The 22,342-nt window shown below is 61.4% G+C and carries 17 protein-coding genes; 4 read left to right on the forward strand and 13 right to left on the reverse strand.

Features of this window, described 5'->3' with window-relative positions:
* Positions 1 to 18: 18 nt before the first annotated feature.
* From fdhA to HBO10_RS06280, 8 genes are all read right to left on the reverse strand, one after another.
* Positions 19 to 1,218 carry a formaldehyde dehydrogenase, glutathione-independent gene (gene fdhA, locus HBO10_RS06245; RefSeq protein ID WP_014720230.1) on the reverse strand — a complete coding sequence of 400 codons (1,200 nt, stop codon included), beginning with the start codon at positions 1,216 to 1,218 and terminating at the stop codon, positions 19 to 21.
* Between the two features lie 181 nt (positions 1,219 to 1,399).
* The gene (gene purU, locus HBO10_RS06250) at positions 1,400 to 2,257 is read right to left on the reverse strand and encodes a formyltetrahydrofolate deformylase (RefSeq protein ID WP_034128876.1); all 858 of its coding nucleotides are present in this window, start codon (positions 2,255 to 2,257) and stop codon (positions 1,400 to 1,402) included.
* Positions 2,258 to 2,382: 125 nt separating this feature from the next.
* Positions 2,383 to 3,015 (reverse strand): sarcosine oxidase subunit gamma family protein, encoded by a 633-nt coding sequence (gene soxG, locus HBO10_RS06255; protein ID WP_014720232.1) that lies wholly within the window; start codon positions 3,013 to 3,015, stop codon positions 2,383 to 2,385.
* A 136-nt stretch (positions 3,016 to 3,151) separates the two neighbouring features.
* The gene (locus tag HBO10_RS06260; protein WP_034128877.1) at positions 3,152 to 6,169 is read right to left on the reverse strand and encodes a sarcosine oxidase subunit alpha; all 3,018 of its coding nucleotides are present in this window, start codon (positions 6,167 to 6,169) and stop codon (positions 3,152 to 3,154) included.
* Positions 6,166 to 6,468: a sarcosine oxidase subunit delta gene (locus HBO10_RS06265; protein WP_003194855.1), complete on the reverse strand. Its 303-nt coding sequence runs from the start codon at positions 6,466 to 6,468 to the stop codon at positions 6,166 to 6,168. The genes HBO10_RS06260 and HBO10_RS06265 overlap by 4 nt, the downstream gene beginning before the upstream one ends.
* A gap of 15 nt (positions 6,469 to 6,483) precedes the next feature.
* A complete protein-coding gene (locus tag HBO10_RS06270) occupies positions 6,484 to 7,734 on the reverse strand; it encodes a sarcosine oxidase subunit beta (RefSeq protein WP_003176546.1) in 1,251 nt (416 codons plus the stop codon).
* Positions 7,735 to 7,756: 22 nt separating this feature from the next.
* Positions 7,757 to 9,010 carry a serine hydroxymethyltransferase gene (glyA, locus tag HBO10_RS06275; RefSeq protein ID WP_003194857.1) on the reverse strand — a complete coding sequence of 418 codons (1,254 nt, stop codon included), beginning with the start codon at positions 9,008 to 9,010 and terminating at the stop codon, positions 7,757 to 7,759.
* A gap of 258 nt (positions 9,011 to 9,268) precedes the next feature.
* Positions 9,269 to 9,997 (reverse strand): TraX family protein, encoded by a 729-nt coding sequence (locus HBO10_RS06280; protein ID WP_034128878.1) that lies wholly within the window; start codon positions 9,995 to 9,997, stop codon positions 9,269 to 9,271.
* A 90-nt stretch (positions 9,998 to 10,087) separates the two neighbouring features.
* On the opposite strand from HBO10_RS06280, the gene HBO10_RS06285 reads away from it, so the two are divergent.
* From HBO10_RS06285 to HBO10_RS06295, 3 genes are all read left to right on the forward strand, one after another.
* The gene (locus tag HBO10_RS06285) at positions 10,088 to 11,128 is read left to right on the forward strand and encodes a low specificity L-threonine aldolase (RefSeq protein WP_003194862.1); all 1,041 of its coding nucleotides are present in this window, start codon (positions 10,088 to 10,090) and stop codon (positions 11,126 to 11,128) included.
* Between the two features lie 193 nt (positions 11,129 to 11,321).
* Entirely contained in the window at positions 11,322 to 11,522 is a 201-nt protein-coding gene (locus tag HBO10_RS06290) for a hypothetical protein (protein ID WP_034129068.1), read from the forward strand.
* Positions 11,523 to 11,653: 131 nt separating this feature from the next.
* Entirely contained in the window at positions 11,654 to 12,187 is a 534-nt protein-coding gene (locus tag HBO10_RS06295; protein ID WP_003194866.1) for a hypothetical protein, read from the forward strand.
* Between the two features lie 486 nt (positions 12,188 to 12,673).
* Here HBO10_RS06295 and gbcB read toward each other — a convergent pair whose 3' ends face one another.
* The gene (gbcB, locus tag HBO10_RS06300; protein ID WP_014720237.1) at positions 12,674 to 13,774 is read right to left on the reverse strand and encodes a glycine-betaine demethylase subunit GbcB; all 1,101 of its coding nucleotides are present in this window, start codon (positions 13,772 to 13,774) and stop codon (positions 12,674 to 12,676) included.
* A gap of 282 nt (positions 13,775 to 14,056) precedes the next feature.
* Between gbcB and gbcA the strand changes: the two genes are divergently transcribed.
* Complete coding sequence (gene gbcA / locus HBO10_RS06305) at positions 14,057 to 15,352, forward strand: glycine-betaine demethylase subunit GbcA (protein WP_014720238.1); 1,296 nt, start codon at positions 14,057 to 14,059, stop codon at positions 15,350 to 15,352.
* 843 nt (positions 15,353 to 16,195) lie between these two features.
* On the opposite strand, the gene HBO10_RS06310 is transcribed toward gbcA, so the two are convergent.
* The 4 genes from HBO10_RS06310 to dgcA all read right to left on the reverse strand — a co-directional run bounded on the left by HBO10_RS06310 (position 16,196) and on the right by dgcA (position 22,338).
* Complete coding sequence (locus HBO10_RS06310; RefSeq protein ID WP_034129070.1) at positions 16,196 to 16,966, reverse strand: electron transfer flavoprotein subunit beta; 771 nt, start codon at positions 16,964 to 16,966, stop codon at positions 16,196 to 16,198.
* A 10-nt stretch (positions 16,967 to 16,976) separates the two neighbouring features.
* Positions 16,977 to 18,197, reverse strand: a complete 1,221-nt coding sequence (locus HBO10_RS06315; protein ID WP_034128879.1) for an electron transfer flavoprotein subunit alpha/FixB family protein — start codon at positions 18,195 to 18,197, stop codon at positions 16,977 to 16,979.
* A complete protein-coding gene (gene dgcB, locus HBO10_RS06320) occupies positions 18,197 to 20,140 on the reverse strand; it encodes a dimethylglycine demethylation protein DgcB (RefSeq protein ID WP_034128880.1) in 1,944 nt (647 codons plus the stop codon). The genes HBO10_RS06315 and dgcB overlap by 1 nt, the downstream gene beginning before the upstream one ends.
* A gap of 137 nt (positions 20,141 to 20,277) precedes the next feature.
* Positions 20,278 to 22,338 carry a dimethylglycine demethylation protein DgcA gene (gene dgcA, locus HBO10_RS06325; RefSeq protein WP_014720244.1) on the reverse strand — a complete coding sequence of 687 codons (2,061 nt, stop codon included), beginning with the start codon at positions 22,336 to 22,338 and terminating at the stop codon, positions 20,278 to 20,280.
* Between the last annotated feature and the right edge of the window lie 4 nt (positions 22,339 to 22,342).

Consider the following 22,342-nt stretch of genomic DNA (forward strand, 5'->3'; position numbering starts at 1 on the left):
CCTTTGTTTGCTTTGCCTTTACGCCGCACTGAACAGCTTGTGCGGATCAATCACAAACTTCTTCGGTACACCCGCATCGAACTCGCCATAGCCACGTGGCGCATCATCAAGGCTGATCACCTGCACGCCGACGATCTCAGCGATGTTGATACGGTCCCACATGATCGCCTGCATCAGTTGGCGGTTGTACTTCATCACTGGCGTCTGCCCGGTGTGGAAGCTGTGGGATTTGGCCCAGCCCAGACCAAAGCGAATGCTCAGGCTGCCCATTTTTGCGGCGGCATCGACAGCACCTGGATCTTCGGTCACATACAGGCCTGGGATACCGATCTTGCCTGCCACACGTACCACGCCCATCAGCGAGTTGAGCACGGTGGCCGGGGCTTCGGCCTTGACACCGTCGTGGCCGTGGCCGCGTGCTTCGAAGCCCACGCAGTCAACGGCGCAGTCCACTTCGGGCTCGCCCAATAACGCGGCGATTTGTTCGTGCAGCGGGGTGTCGGTGGACAGGTCGACCACTTCAAAACCCTGGGCCTTGGCGTGGGCCAGGCGGATCGAGTTGACGTCGCCGATGATCACCACCGCGGCACCCAGCAAGCGAGCGGAGGCGGCAGCCGCCAGACCCACCGGGCCGGCACCGGCGATGTAGACAGTGCTGCCTGGGCCGACGCCGGCAGTAACAGCGCCGTGGTAGCCAGTGGGCAGGATGTCGGAGAGGCAGGTCAGGTCACGGATTTTCTCCATGGCCTTGTCACGGTCCGGCAGTTTCAGCAGGTTGAAGTCGGCATACGGCACCAGCACGTACTCGGCCTGGCCGCCGGTCCAGTCGCCCATGTCCACGTAGCCGTAGGCGCCACCGGCACGGGCCGGGTTGACGGTCAGGCAGACGCCGGTGTGTTGTTCCTTGCACGAACGGCAGCGGCCGCACGCGACGTTGAACGGCACGGACACCAGGTCGCCGATTTTCAGGTTCTCGACGTCGCTGCCCTTCTCGATGACTTCACCGGTGATTTCATGACCAAGCACCAGGCCGGTCTGGGCCGTGGTGCGCCCACGCACCATGTGTTGGTCGGAGCCGCAGATGTTGGTGGAGACCACGCGCAGGATGACGCCGTGCTCAATCTTCCTGCCACGGGGGTCCTGCATTTTGGGATAGTCGATTTTCTGTACTTCGACCTTACCGTTGCCGAGATACACGACACCACGATTACCAGACATGCTTTCACCTCGCTGTTGTTTTTATGGAACTGCGTTGCCCTTGGGGCAGCGCGTTAAGTGCTCGGGTACAGATGCTGTTTCTTGTGTTGCTTGTAAGGGCCTCATCGCAGGCAAGCCAGCTTCCACAGTGGATCGGGTTCACACATTCAGGAATGGGAGCTGGCTTGCCTGCGATAGGGATCTAAAGAACGACGGTGCGATTGGCGTTCAAGAACACCCGCCGCTCGATGTGATACCCCACCGCCCGCGCCAATGTGAGCCCTTCGATATCCCGCCCCTTGGCAATCAAATCCTCGGGATAGTGGCTGTGATCCACCACTTCCACGCCCTGGGCGATGATCGGCCCTTCATCCAGATCGTTGTTGATGTAATGCGCCGTGGCGCCCACCAGTTTCACGCCCTTGTTGTACGCCTGGTGATAAGGCTTGGCGCCCTTGAAGCCCGGCAGCAATGAGTGGTGAATGTTGATGGCCTTGCCGTCCAGCTTGCGGCACAGCTCTGGTGACAGCACTTGCATGTAGCGCGCAAGGATCACCAGTTCGGCGCCGGTGTCTTCCACCACTTGCCACACCTGGCGCTCCTGGGACGGTTTGTCGTTGGGGTCGAGGGGGAAATGGTAGTAGGGAATCTGGTGCCAATCAGCCAAGGGCTTCAGATCGGGATGGTTGGACACCACCGCGACTACGTCCATCGACAGCTGGCCGATGCGCTGGCGATACAGCAGGTCGTTGAGGCAGTGATCGGCCTTGGAGACCATGATCACCACTTTGGGCCGGTAGTTCGGCGCCGTCAGTTCGAAGATCATGCCAAAGGCTTCACCACGGGTGGCCAAGCCATCGCGGAACGCCTGTTCGTCAAAGCCGTCAGGCTGACGGAACTCAACACGAATGAAAAACCGACTCGAGAGGCGGTCATCAAACGAATGGTGCTCGGTGACGTAGCAGCCTTGCTCAAACAGGTAGCGGGTGACCGCGTCCACCGTGCCGAGCACGCTGGGGCAGTCGGCGGTCAAAATCCATGTATCGGGTGCGCGGCTCATGGGTCACTCCTCAGGCTGATCGTTCCCACGCTTTGCGTGGGAATGCCGCCATGGACGCTCTGCGTCCGCTTTTGGGACGCAGAGCGTCCCGGTATGCATTCCCACGCGGAGCGTGGGAATGATCATCATGCGACAACGCTCAGGCCGAACTCAGCCGAGGCATCCTGCAACCACAACCACCAGTAATCCGAGAAGCTGCGACGGATCAGCAGTTCCCAGGTGTCTTCAGCCGTATGACGGATCACCAGTTGCGACTTGGCGAACACCGTACCCACGGCTTTGCCGACCGGGAAGTTGTTGGGGTGTACGTCGTAGCTGGTGGACTTCATCAGCACATCGCGCACATTCGGGCCGCTCAGTTCAAGAATCTGCTGGCCGCCGCTGACGTTGACGATCTGGATATGCAGGTCGCCCAGGGCGGCGCGCAGGTTTTGCTCGGCGGCAAACTCTTCACCGCTCGGCACGATCAACAGCCACTCATCCGGGCCGAGCCACTGAAGGCTGGTTTCACCTTTGAAGACCACGCTCAGCGGGCCGGGCAGTTCGATACCGACGGCCTTGTGTACGCCGGCGGCGAAGGCGGCATCATGGCCATCGCCGCGGATAGTCAGGTGGCCGAGGAGTTTCTTTTCACGCACGGTCACGCCGGCATTCTTGCGGCCCTTGCCGACCAGGCTGGCGAGGTCGGCATGGTGCAGCGACGACTCGGCCTTGGCGCCGGTGGTGGGGCGTTGTTGGTAAACATTGGCTGCTGTCATAAAGCACCTGTTCTGAATTCTGTTGATCGTTCCCACGCTCTGCGTGGGAATGCCGCCATGGACGCTCTGCGTCCGCCCTTGGGGCGCAGAGCGCCCCGGAATGCATTCCCACGCAGAGCGTGGGAACGATCAGGTGTCAGACGTTCTGCCGATCACCTTTGGGGTCAAAGAACACCGAAGACACAATCTCGGCTTCGATCACGCTGCCATCCGCTTGCGGCGAGAACACCCGCTCACCGATGCGCTTCAAGCCGCCCTTCACCACACCCATGGCAAACGAATAGCCCAGGGAGTTATGCGCATAACTTGAGGTAACGTGACCCACCATCTTCATCGGAATCGTCTGCTTCGGATCGAACACCAACTGCGCGCCTTCCGGCAGCCACACGTTCGGGTCGATCGGCTTGAGCCCCACCAACTGCTTACGCTCTTCACGCACGCAGTCTTCACGGTTCATCCCGCGCCAGCCGATCCACGAGAACGGCTTGGTACGGCCAACGCACCAGCCCATGTTCAGGTCGTCCGGGGTCATCGAGCCGTCGGTGTCTTGCCCGACGATGATGAAGCCCTTCTCAGCGCGCAGTACGTGCATGGTCTCGGTGCCGTACGGGGTCAGGTTGTACTTTTTGCCGGCCTCGACGATCTTTTCCAGCACACCCATGGCGTAGTCGGCCTGCACGTTGACTTCGTACGACAGCTCACCGGTAAACGAGATACGGAACACCCGCGCCGGCACGCCGCCCACCAGGCCTTCCTTCCAGGTCATGAACGGGAAGCCGTCCTTGTCCAGGTCGATGTCGGTGACTTCACTGAGCAGCTTGCGGCTGTTGGGGCCCGACAGGGTCATGGTTGCCCAATGGTCGGTGACCGAGGTGAAGTACACCTTGAGGTCCGGCCATTCGGTCTGCTGGTAGATTTCCAGCCACTGCAGCACGCGGGCGGCGCCGCCGGTGGTGGTGGTCATCAGGAAGTGGTTATCGGCCAGACAGGCCGTCACGCCGTCGTCGAAGACCATGCCATCTTCCTTGCACATCAGGCCGTAGCGCGCCTTGCCCACGTCGAGCTTGGTCCAGGCGTTGGTGTAGATGCGGTTGAGGAACTCGCGGGCATCCGGGCCCTGAATGTCGATCTTGCCGAGGGTGGAGGCATCCAGCAGGCCGACACTGTCACGCACGGCCAGGCATTCACGCTTCACTGCGGCGTGCAGGTCTTCACCGTTACGCGGGAAATACCACGGGCGTTTCCACTGGCCGACGTCTTCAAACTCGGCGCCGTTCTTCACGTGCCAGGCCTGCAGCGCGGTGTAGCGTACCGGCTCGAAGATATGCCCACAGTGACGGCCCGCTACGGCGCCGAACGTCACCGGCGTGTAGTTGGGACGGAACATGGTGGTGCCCATCTGCGGGATGGTCACGTTCAACGAACGGGCGGCGATGGCCAGGCCGTTGACGTTACCCAGCTTGCCCTGGTCAGTGCCGAAGCCCAGCGCGGTGTAGCGTTTGACGTGCTCCACCGACTCGAAACCTTCGCGGGTGGCCAGTTCGATGGCGGCGGCGGTCACGTCGTTTTGCAGGTCGACAAATTGCTTTGGCGCCCGTGCGGTAGCTTTTTCGTGGGGCACCTGGAACAGCGCCAGGGTGGGTTCTTCAAGACGGCTCAAGGCTTTTGGCAGCGTGCCTTCAACCGGGGCAAAACCGGCTTCGCTGGCCGCACGCACGCCGCCTTCAAAGCCATCAGCGAGGGAATCGCCAAGGCCGTAGACACCGTTGATACCGCCAACGCACACGCGTTTTTGCGGTGCTTCGCCGGGTACAAACCCGAGGATATCTTCACGCCAGGTCGGCTTGCCGCCCAAGTGCGAGGCCAGGTGCACCACCGGGCTGTAACCGCCGGAGCTGGCGACCAGGTCGCAGTCCAGCCACTCGCCGGGGCTGGTGACTTTGTGCGCCTTGACGTCGATGGCTGCCACGCGGGCACCGGTCACGTGCTTACTGCCACGGGCCTCGATCACGGCGCTGCCGGTGAGGATGCGAATGCCTTTGGCGCGAGCTTCTTCAACCAGAGCCCCGCGTGGGTTGTGGCGCGCATCGGCCACCGCAACAACGGTGAGGCCCGCATCGAACCAATCCAGCGCAACGCGGTAGGCATGATCGTTGTTGGTCGACAGCAGCAGCTTCTTACCCGGTGCCACGCCGTAGCGACGCACGTAGGTAGACACCGCACCCGCGAGCATATTGCCCGGCACATCGTTGTTGCCATACACCAGCGGGCGCTCGCACGCACCGGTGGCCAGCACCACACGCTTGGCACGTACGCGGTGGATACGCTGACGCACCACGCCAATCGGCGCACGGTCACCGAGATGGTCGGTGAGACGCTCGTGAATGGTCAGGAAGTTATGGTCGTGGTAACCGTTGACGGTGGCGCGGGGCAGCAGCACCACGTCCGGCAGCGCTTTCAATTCGGCAATGACGCTGGCAACCCATTCAGTGGCCGGCTTGCCGTCGAGGCTTTCGCGGGAATCGAGCAGCGAACCACCGAACTCTTCCTGCTCGTCGGCGATGATCACACGGGCACCGCTGCGCGCAGCGGCCAGCGCAGCCGCGAGGCCCGCAGGGCCTGCGCCCACGACCAGCACGTCGCAATGACGGTTGAAGTTGTCGTAGGTGTCCGGGTCGTTCTCGGTGGGCGAGCGACCAAGGCCCGCCGCCTTGCGGATGTACTTCTCGTAGGTCATCCAGAACGATTGCGGGTACATGAAGGTTTTGTAGTAGAAACCCGGCGGCATCAGCTTGCCGCCGACCTTGCCGAGAATCCCCATCATGTCGTTGTTCACGCTCGGCCAGCCGTTGGTGCTGGTAGCAACCAAGCCTTGGTACAGCGCCTGTTGGGTGGCGCGCACGTTGGGGATCTGCGTGGCTTCGGTGGCGCCGATCTGCAGCACCGCGTTCGGCTCTTCGGCGCCCGCGGCAAAGATGCCCCGTGGGCGCGAATACTTGAAGCTGCGGCCAATGATGTCGACACCGTTGGCCAGCAGGGCTGCGGCCAGGGTGTCGCCTTCAAAACCCTTGTAGCTCTGACCGTTGAACGTAAACGTCAGGACTTTATTACGGTCGATGCGGCCACCGTTGGACAGGCGATTGATCTGGCTCATACCTTCTCTCCAGAGGCCTTGGCGGTGAACTGAGGCTTCTCACCGATCTTGTAGGTTTCAAGAATTTCGTAGGTCACAGTGTCGCGGGTGGCGTTGAAATACTGGCGGCAACCGGCGGCATGGATCCACAGTTCGTGGTGCAGGCCGCGCGGATTATCGCGAAAGAACATGTAGTCGCCCCACTGCTCGTCGGTGCAGGCATTCGGGTCCAGCGGGCGCGGGATGTGCGCTTGGCCGGACGCGTGGAATTCCTCTTCGGAGCGCAGTTCGCCACAGTGAGGACAGAAGATATGCAACATAGGGGATTTCTCCTGTTAGTGGGCGACGGCCGCAGCGCCGTGTTCGTCGATCAGCGCACCGTTGTGGAAACGGTCGATGGAAAAAGGTGCGGCCAGCGGGTGCATTTCACCCTTGGCCAGACTGGCGGCAAACACGTTGCCTGAGCCTGGGGTGGCCTTGAAGCCACCGGTGCCCCAACCGCAGTTGAAGAACATGTTCGGTACCGGCGTCTTGGAGATGATCGGGCAGGCGTCCGGCGTGGTGTCGACGATGCCGCCCCACTGGCGGTTCATGCGCACCCGCGACAGCACCGGGAACATCTCGACGATGGCCTGGATGGTGTGCTCGATCACCGGGTACGAACCGCGCTGGCCGTAGCCGTTGTAGCCATCGATACCGGCGCCGATCACCAGGTCGCCCTTGTCGGATTGGCTGATGTAACCGTGCACGGCGTTGGACATGATCACGCTGTCGATAATCGGCTTGATCGGCTCCGACACCAGGGCTTGCAGCGGGTGGGATTCGATCGGCAGGCGGAAACCGGCCAGCGAAGCCATGTGGCCGGAGTTACCGGCAGTGACCACACCGACGCGCTTGGCGCCGATAAAGCCCTTGTTGGTTTCCACGCCGATGCACACGCCGTTTTCCTTGCGGAACCCGATCACTTCGGTCTGCTGGATCAGGTCCACGCCCAAGGCATCGGCAGCACGGGCAAAGCCCCAGGCCACGGCATCGTGCCGGGCCACGCCGCCGCGACGTTGCACGGTGGCACCCAACACTGGGTAGCGGGTGTTTTTCGAGCAGTCCAGGTAAGGAATCTCGTCAGCCACTTGCTGGGCATTCAGCAGTTCGCCGTCCACACCGTTGAGGCGGTTGGCGCTCACGCGGCGTTCGGAGTCACGGATGTCTTGCAGGGTGTGGCACAAGTTGTACACGCCACGCTGGGAGAACATCACGTTGTAGTTCAGGTCCTGGGACAAACCTTCCCAGAGTTTCATGGCGTGTTCGTACAGGTGCGCCGACTCGTCCCACAGGTAGTTGGAACGCACGATGGTGGTGTTGCGCGCGGTGTTACCGCCGCCCAGCCAGCCTTTCTCGACCACCGCCACGTTGGTGATGCCGTGTTCCTTGGCCAGGTAGTAAGCGGTCGCAAGACCATGCCCGCCGCCGCCGACGATGACCACGTCGTAGACCTTTTTAGGGGTCGGCGTGCGCCACATCTTCTGCCAGTTTTCGTGATGGCTGAGGGAGTGCTTGAAGAGGCCGAAGCCTGAGTAGCGTTGCATAGTCATTACTCCAAAACCGCGCTCAGCGATAAACCGGGAAATCAGCGCACAGGGCAGACACGTGCTTGGCCACGTTGGCCTCGACGTCGGCGTCGCCGAGGTTGTCGAGGATGTCGCAGATCCAGCCGGCCAGCTCGACGCACTGCGGCACTTTGAAGCCACGGGTGGTCACCGCCGGGGTGCCGATGCGCAGGCCCGAGGTCACGAACGGCGACTGCGGGTCATTCGGCACCGCGTTCTTGTTGACGGTGATGTGGGCGCGACCGAGGGCGGCATCCGCCTCTTTGCCGGTGAGCCCCTGGCGAATCAGGCTGACCAGGAACAGGTGGTTGTCGGTGCCGCCGGAGACCACATCGTAGCCACGTTTGATGAACACTTCGGCCATGGCCTGGGCGTTATCGATCACTTGCTGCTGGTAAGCCTTGAAGCCGGGCTCCAGCGCTTCCTTGAAGCACACGGCCTTGCCAGCGATCACGTGCATCAGCGGGCCGCCCTGGGCGCCGGGGAATACCGCAGCGTTGAGTTTCTTTTCGATTTCTTCGTTGGCCTTGGCCAGGATCAAACCGCCCCGTGGACCGCGCAGGGTCTTGTGAGTGGTGGTGGTGACCACGTCGGCGTAAGGCAGCGGGTTCGGGTACAGGCCAGCGGCGACCAGGCCGGCGACGTGGGCCATGTCGACGAACAGCAGCGCGCCGACCTTGTCGGCGATCTGACGAAAGCGTGGAAAATCTAGGGTCTTGGAGTAGGCCGAGAAACCTGCCACAACCATCTTCGGCTTGTGCTCGACCGCCAGGCGCTCGACTTCGTCGTAGTCGATCAGGCCGGTGTCGGTGTTGATGCCGTACTGCACCGCGTTATACAGCTTGCCCGAGGACGACACTTTGGCGCCGTGGGTCAGGTGACCGCCGTGGGCCAGGCTCATGCCCAGAATAGTGTCGCCGGCATTGATCAGCGCCAGGTACACGGCGCTGTTGGCGGAGGAACCGGAGTGCGGTTGCACGTTGGCGTAATCGGCACCGAACAGCTGCTTGGCGCGCTCGATGGCCAGGGCTTCGACCTTGTCCACATGCTCGCAGCCGCCGTAGTAGCGCTTGCCCGGGTAGCCTTCGGCGTATTTGTTGGTAAGGCCACTGCCTTGAGCTTCCATCACGCGCTTGCTGGTGTAGTTCTCCGACGCGATCAGCTCGATATGATCTTCCTGGCGCTGCTCCTCGGCATTCATCGCCGCCAGCAGTGCGTCGTCATATCCCTGGATCTGGTCTTGTTTGCTGAACATCGCGTCTCTCCCAGCCTTTCGTATTGTTGAGGCCCTCGCAGGGCCCTTTGATGCGATGGTAGGGCTGGCGCGTGCGGGCCAAATGCCTGCGCACGCCACGCAAAGGTGCGTTTACGACATGGCCTGAGCAAATGCTAACTGGGTGCCTACAAACTGTAGGAGCGAGCTTGCTCGCGAAAAACCTGAGGGCGCCGCGTTCAATCAGGCAGCCCGCGTTATTGTTGACGTTTTTCGCGAGTAAGCTCGCTCCTACAAGGGCTAGGCAATGAGCTTGCGAACGAGTAGCAACAGAAGAAAATGCATGGGATACAGGGCATAGGCCCAGCGTCGCATGGCGGGGGGGTTGGCGTTTTTGCCATGTCGCAATAAGACCAATCCTGCCAGCGGCGCAATCAGACATGCAGCCAACCCCGACAGCGCCACAAGCGTGCCGCTATTGAGCAGAATCTGCCACTGATTGGCGGCGACGCAGACTAAACCCGGCAGCACGCTGAAATACCAGGGCCGGCGAAACACCAGCAATATCGCCAGTGGCAGCAATACACCAAAGAAACCGAACATCAACTGGTGTGAAAACACGGCCGCCATTGTGACGGTGATCAGCGCCAATCCTCGATCAACCAACGCCTTTTGCTGCCAACCTCGGGCAACCAGCATGCCCAGCGCCAGGGTCGGCAACACGTTCAAGGTATCGGCATCTTCGATGAACATCCGATAAGGCACTTCGCTGATCACGCTGAACAGCAGCAACCAACCCAGGTAGCGCCAATGGCCCGTCACTGGGGCGTAACGGACACGGTGCAAATTAGCCGCAATCGCCAGGCAAAACCATGGAAACGCCAGGCGCCCCGGCACATATAGCCCATCCAGGCTCAGCCCCACATAGCGCAAATGATCGAGCACCATACTCAACAGCGCCAGCCACTTGAGCAGATCCAAAGCGCCATCTCGGACAGGTCCGACAGGCAAGGTTTCAGTACCGTGCATAATTCCCCAACGACTTTGCATTTACAGTGCGTGCGTGCCCCCGGCAATCTTGGGTAAAGTGCGCACCAACATCGACCACAGGAACGGGCCATGACCGACAAGAGCCAACAATTTGCCAGCGACAACTATTCCGGCATCTGCCCGGAAGCCTGGGCCGCCATGGAACAAGCCAACCAGGGCCATCAACGTGCCTACGGCGATGATGAATGGACCCACCGTGCCGCCGACGGTTTCCGCAATCTGTTCGAGACCGATTGCGAGGTGTTCTTCGCCTTCAACGGTACAGCTGCCAACTCCCTGGCGCTGTCCTCGTTGTGCCAGAGCTACCATAGCGTGATTTGCTCGGAAACCGCCCACGTCGAGACCGACGAATGCGGCGCGCCGGAGTTTTTCTCCAACGGCTCCAAATTGTTGGTTGCCCGCACCGAAAACGGCAAGCTGACCCCGGAGTCGATCCGTGAGATCGCCCTCAAGCGCCAGGACATCCACTACCCCAAACCCCGCGTCGTGACCCTGACCCAGGCCACCGAAGTCGGCAGCGTGTACACCCCGGAAGAAATCCGCGCCATCAGCGCCACCTGCAAGGAACTGGGACTGAACCTGCACATGGACGGTGCCCGCTTCGCCAATGCCTGTGCATTCCTGGGTTGCTCCCCGGCCGACCTGACCTGGAAAGCCGGCGTCGACGTGCTGTGCTTTGGTGGTACCAAAAACGGCATGGCGGTGGGTGAAGCCATCCTGTTCTTCAATCACAAACTGGCTGAAGACTTCGACTACCGCTGCAAACAGGCCGGTCAGTTGGCGTCGAAAATGCGCTTCCTTTCTGCGCCATGGGTGGGCCTGCTGGAAAATGACGCCTGGCTCAAGCATGCACGCCACGCCAACCATTGCGCACAATTGCTGAGCAGCCTGGTAGCGGATATTCCCGGCGTGGAATTGATGTTCCCGGTACAGGCCAACGGCGTGTTCCTGCAACTCTCCGAGCCCGCGATTGCAGCGCTGACTGCCAAGGGCTGGCGTTTCTACACCTTCATCGGCAAAGGCGGTGCGCGCTTCATGTGTGCGTGGGATACCGAGGAAGAGCGTGTAAGGGAATTGGCTGCCGATATTCGGGAAGTGATGAACGCTTAACGTACGAATTCGGCCAGTTGGTACTGGCCGATTGCTGAGACTGTTTTTTGATATTTCTGAGAGCCACGCAGCTCGTTTTCATTGTCTAGCCTCTCGTTACCCGCAAGGAAAACGCAGCGGTAACTGCCTCCTTACGGGTTTCACCGCCAGCCGAATAATCGGCGGCAAAGGCACATCAATGGAGAGCTTTATCATGGAATATCAAAGCAATGGCAACACACTGCAAAGCGGCGGCAGCACTAGCACCACGGTCATTGACTGGGATGAGTTCAGGAAACACGCCAAGGTCGGGGACACCATTCAGGAGTCATCCAGAACGCTGACCATCTACGACAAAGCCTACGAATTGACAAACTCAGGCCAGCACTTCGTTGTCCATATCTATGCCCAATAACTGTTAACACCTAAGGCTCGCGTCGCAGATTCCCGACCTGCGACGCGACGCTGAATCATGATCGTTCCCACGCCCCGCGTGGGAATGCCTCCTCGGACGCTCCGCGTCCACCCCAAATCAAGGATGAACACGTGGGCAGAAGCCGCTATGTCATCACCGAACCCGAAAAACCCCACTTCCTCACCTGCACTGTCATGGAATGGCTCCCCCTCTTCACCCGCAACTACCTGGTGGACCATCTTCTGGATTGCTGGCGATATCAACAAAGCAACCACGCTTTAAACTTGTTTGGTTACGTCATCCTGGAAAATCACCTGCACTTTATTGCTCAAGCGCCCGATCTGGGAAAGTGCGTCAGCCAATTCAAATCCTTCACCGCCCGCACCATCATTGACGACCTGCAAAGCAAAGGCGCGGAGCGGGTATTGCAGCGCCTGCGTTTCTGCAAGCGTGCACACAAGACAGATCGTGTTTATCAACTGTGGCAGGAAGGTTCACATGCGGAGTTGGTTTACAGCGAGGCTGTCATGCGCCAGAAGCTTGATTACATCCATCACAACCCCATAAAGCGGGGCTATGTGGACCTGGCTGAACACTGGCGTTACTCCAGCGCGCGCAACTATGCAGGTATGCCAGGCCTGATCGACATCCAACCTTGGCTCTGAAGATCCGCGTGCCCCTTCCCTTACGACGGGACGCGGAGCGTCCCAGGTGGCGTTACCACGCGGAGCGTGGGAACGAGCATGTGCCTGCTGCCGGAAAGATCGTTCCCGCGCTCCGCGTGGGAATGCAGCCCGTGACGCTCCGCGTCACCCCTCAACTGCGACGGGACGCGGAGCGTCCCAGGTGGCGTTACCACGCGGAGCGTGGGAACGAGCATGTGCCTGCTGCCGGAAAGATCGTTCCCGCGCTCCGCGTGGGAATGCAGCCCGTGACGCTCCGCGTCACCCCTCAACTGCGACGGGACGCGGAGCGTCCCAGGTGGCGTTACCACGCGGAGCGTGGGAACGAGCATGTGCCTGCTGCCGGAAAGATCGTTCCCGCGCTCCGCGTGGGAATGCAGCCCGTGACGCTCCGCGTCACCCCTCAACTGCGGCGGGACGCGGAGCGTCCTGGGAGGCGTTACCACGCAGAGCGTGGGAACGAGCAGATCAGAACTCGATGCGTACATCACCCTTCGGCACACTGCAGCACGACAGGATATAGCCTTCGGCTTCGTCCTCTTCGGTAATCCCGCCGTTGTGCTCCATCTCTACTTCGCCGCCCAGCTTCATGACCTTGCACGTACCGCAGATGCCCATGCCGCAGGCCTTGGGGATCAGCAGGCCGAGCTTGGCCGCCGCAGCATGCACCGTTTCCCCCGGCGCCACGCGAATGCTCTTGCCGGACGCGATAAATTCCACTTGATGCAGGTCTGCCAGGTCGATCTCCGGCGCATCCGCCGCTTGCTCGGCCTGCTCCACCGCATCGGCACGGGCTTCGGGCGGTGTCGCGCCAAAGGATTCTTCGTGATAACGCGTCATGTCGAAACCGGCAACTTCCAGCAAACGCTTCACCGCGTTCATGTACGGCGTAGGGCCGCAGCAGAACACTTCGCGCTCCAGGAAGTCCGGCACCATCAGCTCCAGCATCTTGTGGTTCAGATAGCCGCGATACCCGGCCCAAGGCTCGCCCAGGCCGTGTTTTTCGCAAATCAGGTGCAGGCTGAAGTTGTCGATCCGCGACGCCATGTGCTCCAGCTCGCGGTGATAGATGATGTCCTTGGGCGAGCGGGCGCTGTGGATAAAGGTCATGTCGACGTTCGCGTTGGTGTCGTAGAACCAGCGCGCCATGGACATCACCGGCGTAATTCCAACGCCGCCGCTGAGGTACAGCACTTTCGGGCTCGGGAAGTCGATGGCATTGAACAGCCCGACCGGCCCGTGCACCGCCAGCTCCTGGCCTTCGTGCAAAGTGTCGTGCAACCAATTGGAAACCCGGCCGCCCGGCACACGCTTGATGGTCACCGAAAAGCTGTAAGGCACCGACGGTGAGCTGGAAATCGTGTACGAACGCATGATCGGCTGGCCTTCGATTTCCAGCTCCAGGGTGACGAATTGCCCTGGCTTGAAAAAGAACAGGATCGGCTGATCGGCCATGAAGCAGAAGGTGCGCACATCCCAGGTTTCCTGGATGACTTTGACGCAGCGGACGATGTGCCGACCATTGGCCCAGGTCTGGGTGGTTACCGGATTCAGGAAATTATTGGACATGTTGTTCTCCACCGCCGACGTCGGCCTTATGGTGGCGATTCTGCGTAACGCGAGAACCACCCATTTACCTATCTGCGACATTCACATACTTACGGCGACCAGCCCCCAAAGACAGGGGCTTGCGCGTCGGGATCAGATTGGGCCATGTCGCCCATGGATAAGGTTCGACGTTACGCCGGGCCCACACTCGCTCCCAACAAAGACGCGTTCTTTACGCCTTGCACAGCACCAACCGTAGCCACTATTCGCCGGCCACACAGAATGGCCATGAGGACACACACGATGGACGTCACCGCAACCTTAAGCTTGGGCGATCCGCTGGAACCCGCACGCAAGGCCACTGCGCAAATGCTGCAAGAGCGCGAGCGCACTTTTTCGCTGCCGCAGCCGTTCTACTCTGATGAGCGGTTGTTTGATATCGACATGCAGGAGATCTTCCAGAAAGAGTGGTTGATCGCCGGCATGACGTGCGAAATCCCCACCAAGGGCAACTACCTGACCCTGCAAGTGGGCAAGAACCCAATCATCGTGATCCGGGGTGCCGACGGCGTGGTGCATGCGTTCCACAACGTCTGCCGCCACCGTGGTTCGCGCTTGTGCACCAGCGAGAAGGGCAAGGTCGCCAAATTGGTGTGCCACTACCACCAGTGGACCTACGAGCTGGACGGCCGCCTGCTGTTCGCCGGCACCGAGATGGGCGCCGATTTCGACATGAAGCAGTACGGCCTCAAGCCGGTGAACGTGAAGACTGCTGGCGGCTACATCTTTATCAGCCTGGCCGAAAATCCACCGGCCATTGATGACTTCCTGTCGACGCTCAGCCATTACATGGAGCCCTACGACATGGAGAACACCAAGGTGGCGATCCAGACCACCTTGTTCGAAAAAGCCAACTGGAAGCTGGTGCTGGAAAACAACCGCGAGTGCTACCACTGCAACGCCTCGCACCCGGAACTGCTGAAAACCCTGCTGGAGTGGGACGACGTTACCGACCCGCGCGCCGACCAGGCGTTCAAGGATCACGTAGCCGCGTCCGCCGCCGCTTGGGATGCCGAAAAAATCCCTTACGCCCACGCCAGCTTCGGCCTGCGTAACCGCATCGTGCGCATGCCACTGCTCAAGGGCACTGTGTCGATGACCCTGGACGGCAAGCAGGGCTGCGCCAAACTGATGGGCCGCATCAAGAACCCGGACCTGGGCTCGATGCGCATCCTGCACCTGCCGCACTCCTGGAACCACTGCATGGGCGACCACATCATTGTGTTCACCGTGTGGCCGATCAGCGCCCAGGAAACCATGGTCACCACCAAGTGGATCGTGCACAAGGACGCCGTGGAAGGCGTGGACTACGACGTGGAACGCATGCGCCAGGTGTGGGATGCCACCAACGACCAGGATCGCCGCCTGGCCGAAGAGAACCAGCGCGGCATCAACTCCACCGCCTACCAGCCAGGCCCTTACTCCAAGACCTATGAGTTTGGCGTGGTGAATTTTGTGGATTGGTACAGCGAGCGCATGTTGAGCAACCTGGGCGCTGCTCCGGCGCCGTACCTAAAAGGTGTGGCCGCACACGAATAACTGCCCCCCATAGATCACAATGTAGGAGCGAGCTTGCTCGCGAAAAACTCACAGGCACCGCGTTCATCCAGGGAACACGCGTTATCGTTGACGTTTTTCGCGAGCAAGCTCGCTCCTACATCAGTTCTCGCGCAAGCCCCTAGCGCCCTGCCCTCCAGCCTTTACCCAACAACTTATCCACAAAGCCACCCACAGCAATTGCGGGCAAGTGCGCCGTGCTCGCAAATTAAATCAATAAAATCCGTGACTTATTCAAACTTGCGGGTTTTATCTTGAGCAGCTCATTTATTGATCAATCCTCCAAGAGCCTTGTTTGGCGTGGCTTGCAGCGGTAAGCGAACACCTTATCCACAGATGCACCAACAGACTTTGGGGGCAACTTTGTTCGGGTTGTGGAAAAGCCCTTGAAACCCTCATGAATCGGGGATATCCAGCCGTTTAAACGGCGAATATGTGAGATTTGATCAATTATTGACCAACCCCTCGAAAGCCACGTTTTATAAGGCTTGTAGCGGATAGCGAACATCTTATCCACAAAAGCGCCAACAGACTTTGGGGGCAAGTCGAGGCCTAAACCCGGTGAAAACCCGAGCAAAAACCGCAAGTTAGGTTGGTTATTTTTCGTACAGAGGGCTGCAGAGCTTGATATGCCGGGCTTGTGGACACCCGCGAACAGGTTATCCACAGGCGGATCAACAGGCATTGTGGGTAAGCCCAAGATAAAGCAGGAAAATGTGGAAGCGGGCTTGCCCGCGATTGCAATACGTCAACGGATGCATGGGTTGCTGACCTACCGCTATCGCAGGCAAGCCAGCTCCCACAAGGTTTGGTGGTGGTCAGGGTTCAGCGTACGACGCCCTCGTCTACCAGAAGCTTGAGAATCGCTTGCGCGCCCTCTTCAGCGCTCACGCCCTTGAGCACCTGCCCACCGCCGCCACTGGCCTTGGCCGTTGCGGCCTTCATACGGTCGGCACCACTCTTGGCCTTGATCACCTTGAGGCGCTTTGGCCGTGGCTTGGCCGGTTGCAACAGTGCGCCTGTGAATAACTCGTCGTGTTCAATCTCAACGTCATGGGCGGCCAGTTCACCCCGTTGCGCCGGGCCGTAGGCGCTCTGGCGTGGCTTGGGCGCGGCGTTATCCACAGTGGCGAGAAACGGCAGGCGCACCTTCAAGCGCCGTCGCTGGCCGCGAGGCAGCGCCTGCAGCACCAGGGCTACGCCGGCGTCGATGGACTCCACCTGGGCCAGCCCCACAATCAGCGGCCAGCCCAGTTGCTCGGCCAAGAGGAACGGCAGCATTCCCGAACCTTCGCCGGTTTCTGCCTGGCTCCCGGTCAGTACCACTTGAGCACCGGCGTCGCGCAGATACTCACTGAGCACCGGCAAGGCGTCCGAGCCGGCCGGTTGTTCCAGTACCTGCAGTTGCGGCAGGCCCATGCCCAGGTAGCTGCGCAGGGTCGGCTCGCTGACATCACCAGCGTGCAGCACCTGCAACTTATCCCCAGCCAGTTGCAGCCCCAGCTCAACCGCGCGCGCATCCTGCTCGGCGCGGCGTGGACGCCCGGAGGTGGGGTGAGCACCGATGGACACCAGGCTGAATACAGTGTTCGTCATGGTCATATCCTCAGGCTGCATCGCGCTTGGCGCCGTTGCGGTAGGTCTCGACCGCCGCGATCAAGGCGTGCAGTATCGCGGCGCTTTCGCCGATCACCGACAGGTCGGCACGCTTGATCATGTCGCACCCTGGGTCGAGGTTGATCGCCACCACCTTGTCGCAGGCACCGATGCCTTGCAGGTGCTGGATCGCCCCGGAAATGCCCACCGCCACGTACACCCGCGCAGTCACCCAGGTGCCGCTGGCGCCGACCTGGCGATCACGCGCCATGAAGCCATCGTCCACTGCCACCCGCGAGGCGCCTTCAGTAGCGCCCAGGGCCGCGGCGGTCTGGTGGAACAGCGCCCAATCCTTCACGCCGTTGCCACCGGAGAAAATGAACTCTGCCTCGGCCATCGGAATCGCTGCCGGATCGACCGCCACCGCGCCGAGGTCTTCGATACGAGGCAAACTGCGCGCCAGGCTTGTGGATAACTCCACGGGCAAGACTTCGTGGCGGGTCTCGCTGACCGGGTCGGCACATTCGGCGGCAGCGAGGATCAGACGGGGCAACGGCCGCGCCAGGTCTTCCTGGCCGGCACCGGCACGGCCGATGCATTCCTCGCCCTTGATCTGCCACACCCGCGTTGCCGGGCGCTCCTTGAGGCTGGCGGCAAAGCGCCGCCCCAGCTCACCACCACCGCTGCGGCTGTCTGGCAGCAACCAGTGGCGCGGGCTGAATTGGTTATCCACAGCGCGCAGGCCCTGCACGCGTTGCTCCGGTGCATAACCCTCGAACTCATGCCCCTCCAGCACCAGCAGCCGGTCGACGCCGGCCGTGGCAAAGGCGCTTTCCTTGTGTTCACCGAACACCACCGCCAACACCGCGCCGTCATTGCCGGCCAGGTGGCGCGCCAAGCCAAGCAGGTCGCGGTCGTGGCTGCTCAGGCGGCCACCGACCATGTCCGGCACCACGTTGATGTAGAACGCCGGGGTCGGCACTTGATGCAGCGGCAATTGCACTTCCACTGCCGCGGTGCGCTTGGCCGCGCCGCCCTGCTGGGCACCGCTGCGGTCGATGCGCTTGATGCCGTTGGGCCCGATAAAACCGACACCATGCACGTTTTTGCGAATGATGCCGTTGGGCCCCATCCAGCTGTGTTGCACCGGCTGCATCGCCGCGTGCAACGGGTGCAGGCGGTTACGGGCGATCCATTCGGCCCGGGGGTCGCGGCGGATAATATCGCTCATTAGTGCACCTCCGCAGGTTCACGCTTGACGGGGGCTTTGGCCGGCGCGGCGTCTTCAAGCAACGCGTCGGCTACCAGTTCGGCGATGTCCTTGATCAACGGGCGCGGTTCGACCACGCCTTCAAGCATCGCCGTGCATTGCGGGCAACCCACGGCCACCAGTTCGGCACCGGTCTCGCGGATGTCGTCCATGCGCATATCGGGGATACGTTGCTTGCCGGGGATGTCAGTGATCGGCGCACCGCCACCGCCACCGCAGCAGCGTGAACGGAAGCCCGAGCGTTGCATTTCCTTGACCTCGATACCCAAAGCCCGCAGCACTTGGCGCGGCGCCTCGTATTCGCCGTTGTAGCGGCCCAGGTAGCACGGGTCGTGGTAGGTCACGCTGTTGCCTTTGTGCTGGCCCAGGTTCAGCGCGCCCTCGCCGATCAGCTCGGCCATGAAGGTGCTGTGGTGCTGCACGCGGTAGTTGCCGTTGAAGGCGCCGTATTCGTTTTTCAGCACATGGAAGCTGTGCGGATCGCAGGTAACGATGCGCTTGAAGCTGTACTTGGCCAGGGTCTGGATATTGCGCGTGGCCAGCAACTGGAATGTCGCTTCGTCACCGAGGCGCCGCGCCACATCGCCGCTGTCGCGTTCTTCCAGGCCGAGCACGGCGAAATCGACCTTGGCGGCCTTGAGCACTTTGACGAAAGCGCGCAGGGTACGCTGGTTACGCATGTCGAAGGCGCCATCGCCGACCCAGAACAGCACATCGCAACTGCCTTTGTCGCTGAGCAACGGCAGGTTCAGGTCTGCCGCCCAGTTCAGGCGCCCACCGGGGGCAAACCCGCCGGGGTTGTCGGTAGCGATCAGGTTTTCCAGGACTTCAGCGCCCTTGTTCGGCGTGGCGCCTTTTTCCAGGGTGAGGTGGCGACGCATGTCGACGATGGCGTCCACGTGCTCGATCATCATCGGGCACTCTTCCACGCAGGCGCGGCAGGTGGTGCACGACCACAGGGTCTCGGCGTCCACCAGGCCGTTGACGATCGGCTGGTGCGGGTTGCCGCCGTGTTCGCCCACCGGTTTGCCGGGGTACGGGCTGCCGGCGAACTTGGCATCGGTGCCACCGGCCAAACCGACCACCATGTCCTGGATGAGTTTTTTCGGGTTCAGTGGCTGGCCCGCGGCAAACGCCGGGCACGCCGCTTCGCACTTGCCGCACTGCACGCAGGCGTCGAAGCCGAGCAGTTGGTTCCAGGTGAAGTCCTTGGGTTTTTCCACGCCCAGCGGCGCGGTTTTATCGCTCAGGTCCAGGGGTTTCAAACCGGTGGAGCGGCCGCCGCCAAAGCGTTCGGCGCGACGGTGCCAGGCCAGGTGCAGGGCTCCGGCAAACGCGTGTTTCATCGGCCCACCCCAGGTCATGCCGAAGAACATTTCGGACACGCCCCACAACACGCCCACGCTCAGCAATGCCGCGAGCAGCCAGCTGCCGAAATCGGCGGGCAGAATCCCGGCCACCGGCAAGGTCACCAGGAAGAAGCTCACCGAGAAGGCCATCAGGCTTTTCGGCAGGCGCATCCACGGGCCTTTCGACAGGCGAGCAGGCGGATTGCGGCGGCGCAGGTACATGAAGATCGCGCCGACAAACATCAATGTCGACGCCAGCAGCAGGGCATAACCAAGAATGCGGCTCTGCAGGCCGAAACCGTGCACCACAATCGCCAGCAGCGCCGACAGCACAAAGCCCAGCGCCGTCGCTACGTGGGTGTTGGCGATGTATTTGTCACGGGCGACCACGTGGTGCAGGTCGACCATGTAGCGCTTGGGCATGGCCAAGAGGCCACCCAGCAGGTCGACTTTGGATGAGCGGCCACGGCGCCACATGTTCACCCGGCGCAAGGCGCCGAGGACGGCGAGGCCCAGGGCGGCAAAAAGCAGGATGGGAAGAAGGGTATTCAGCATGGTGAAGCTCCCACTAAGATCGTTCCCACGCTCTGCGTGGGCATGCATCCTGTGACGCTCTGCGTCACGACCTTAAAAGCAGACGCGGAGCGTCCAGGGCGGCATTCCCACGCAGAGCGTGGGAACGATCAGGTGCGTCAGAAATCCTTGCACAAGCGCAGGGCGTCATAGATGGCGGCGTGGGTATTGCGCTGGGCCACACAGTCACCAATGCGGAACAGCAAGTACCCCTCGCCCGCCTCGCTCAGGCATGGCTGCGGCTTGATCGCAAACAGCGCTTCAACGTCGATCTGGCCCTTGTTGCGCGAACCTTCCTTGAGCCCGTAGTAAATGGCCTCGTCCGGACGCACGCCGTTCTCCACCACGACCTGGTCGACCACCCGCTCCTCTTTGGCGCCGGTGTATTCGTTCTCCAGCACGGCCACCAGCTTGTCGCCCTCGCGGTAGACCTTTTCCAGCATCATGTCGCCGGTCATGATCACTTCCTTGGGGTACATGCTGCGGTAGTACGTGGGGAACGACGTACCGCCGATTGCCACGCCTGGCTTGATGTCGTCGGTGACGATCTCCACCTGGCTGCCTTTGTCGGCCAGGAAGTCGGCCACCGACATCCCGGTGAATTCACAGATGGTGTCGTACACCAGCACGTTCTTGCCCGGCGCAACCTTGCCGTCGAGCACGTCCCAACTGCTCACTACCAAGCCTTCGGCAGCGCCCCAGTGTTCGTTCTGCTCGATGAACGGGTGCCCGCCCACCGCCAGCACCACCACGTCCGGACGCACGTCCAGGATGGTCTCGGCATCGGCTGCAACACCCAGGCGCAGGTCGACTTTCAAACGCGCCAGCTCCAGTTGATACCAACGGGTGATACCGGCGATCTGGTCACGTTGCGGCGCTTTCGATGCCGTGGTGATTTGCCCGCCGATAAACTCCTTTTTCTCGAACAGCGTCACGTCGTGGCCACGCTCAGCCGCCACGCGCGCGGCTTCCATCCCGGCCGGGCCGGCCCCCACCACAACCACCTTGCGCTTGGGCCCGGTGGACTTCTCGATGATGTGCGGCACCCCCATGTATTCACGGGAGGTCGCAGCGTTCTGGATGCACAACACATCCAGGCCCTGGTACTGGCGGTCGATGCAGTAGTTGGCGCCCACGCACTGCTTGATCTGGTCGATCTGGCCCATCTTGATCTTGGCGATCAGGTGCGGGTCGGCGATATGCGCACGGGTCATGCCGACCATGTCCACATAGCCGCCTTCCAGAATGCGCGTGGCCTGGTTCGGGTCCTTGATGTTCTGCGCGTGCAGCACCGGAACCTTGACCACTTCCTTGATGCCGGCCGCCAGGTGCAGGAACGGCTCCGGCGGGTAGCTCATGTTCGGGATGACGTTGGCCAGGGTGTTGTGGGTGTCGCAACCCGAGCCCACCACGCCGATGAAATCGAGCATGCCGGTGTCATCGTAGTACTTGGCGATTTGCTTCATGTCCTCGTGGGACAAGCCGTCCGGGTGGAACTCGTCACCGCACAGGCGCATGCCCACACAGAAGTCATCCCCCACTTCGGCACGCACGGCCTTCAACACTTCCAGGCCGAACTTCATGCGGCCCTCGAAGCTGCCGCCCCACTCGTCGGTACGCTTGTTGACCCGCGGGCTCCAGAACTGGTCGATCATGTGCTGGTGCACGGCCGACAATTCCACCCCGTCCAGGCCACCGGCCTTGGCCCGACGCGCAGCCTGGGCGTAGTTGCCGATCACACGCCAGATTTCTTCTGGCTCGATGGTCTTGCAGGTGGCACGGTGCACCGGCTCACGCACGCCGGACGGCGACATCAGGGTCGGCCAGTTGAAGCCGTCCCAACGCGAGCGCCGGCCCATGTGGGTAATCTGGATCATGATCTTGGCGCCATGCTTGTGCATGGCATCGGCCAGATTCTGGAAGTGCGGGATGATGCGGTCGGTGGACAGGTTCACCGACGCCCACCATTCCTGCGGGCTGTCGATGGCCACCACGGAGGAGCCACCGCAGATCGCCAGGCCAATACCGCCCTTGGCTTTCTCTTCGTAGTACTTCACATAGCGGTCGGTGGTCATGCCGCCATCGGTGGCATACACCTCCGCATGCGCAGTGCTGAGCACCCGGTTGCGGATGGTCAGTTTGCCGATCTGGATCGGCTGGAACATTGCTTCGAAAGCCATGGCA

It is taken from the genome of Pseudomonas sp. WS 5503 (genome assembly GCF_012985385.1).
Lineage (GTDB): Bacteria > Pseudomonadota > Gammaproteobacteria > Pseudomonadales > Pseudomonadaceae > Aquipseudomonas > Aquipseudomonas paracarnis.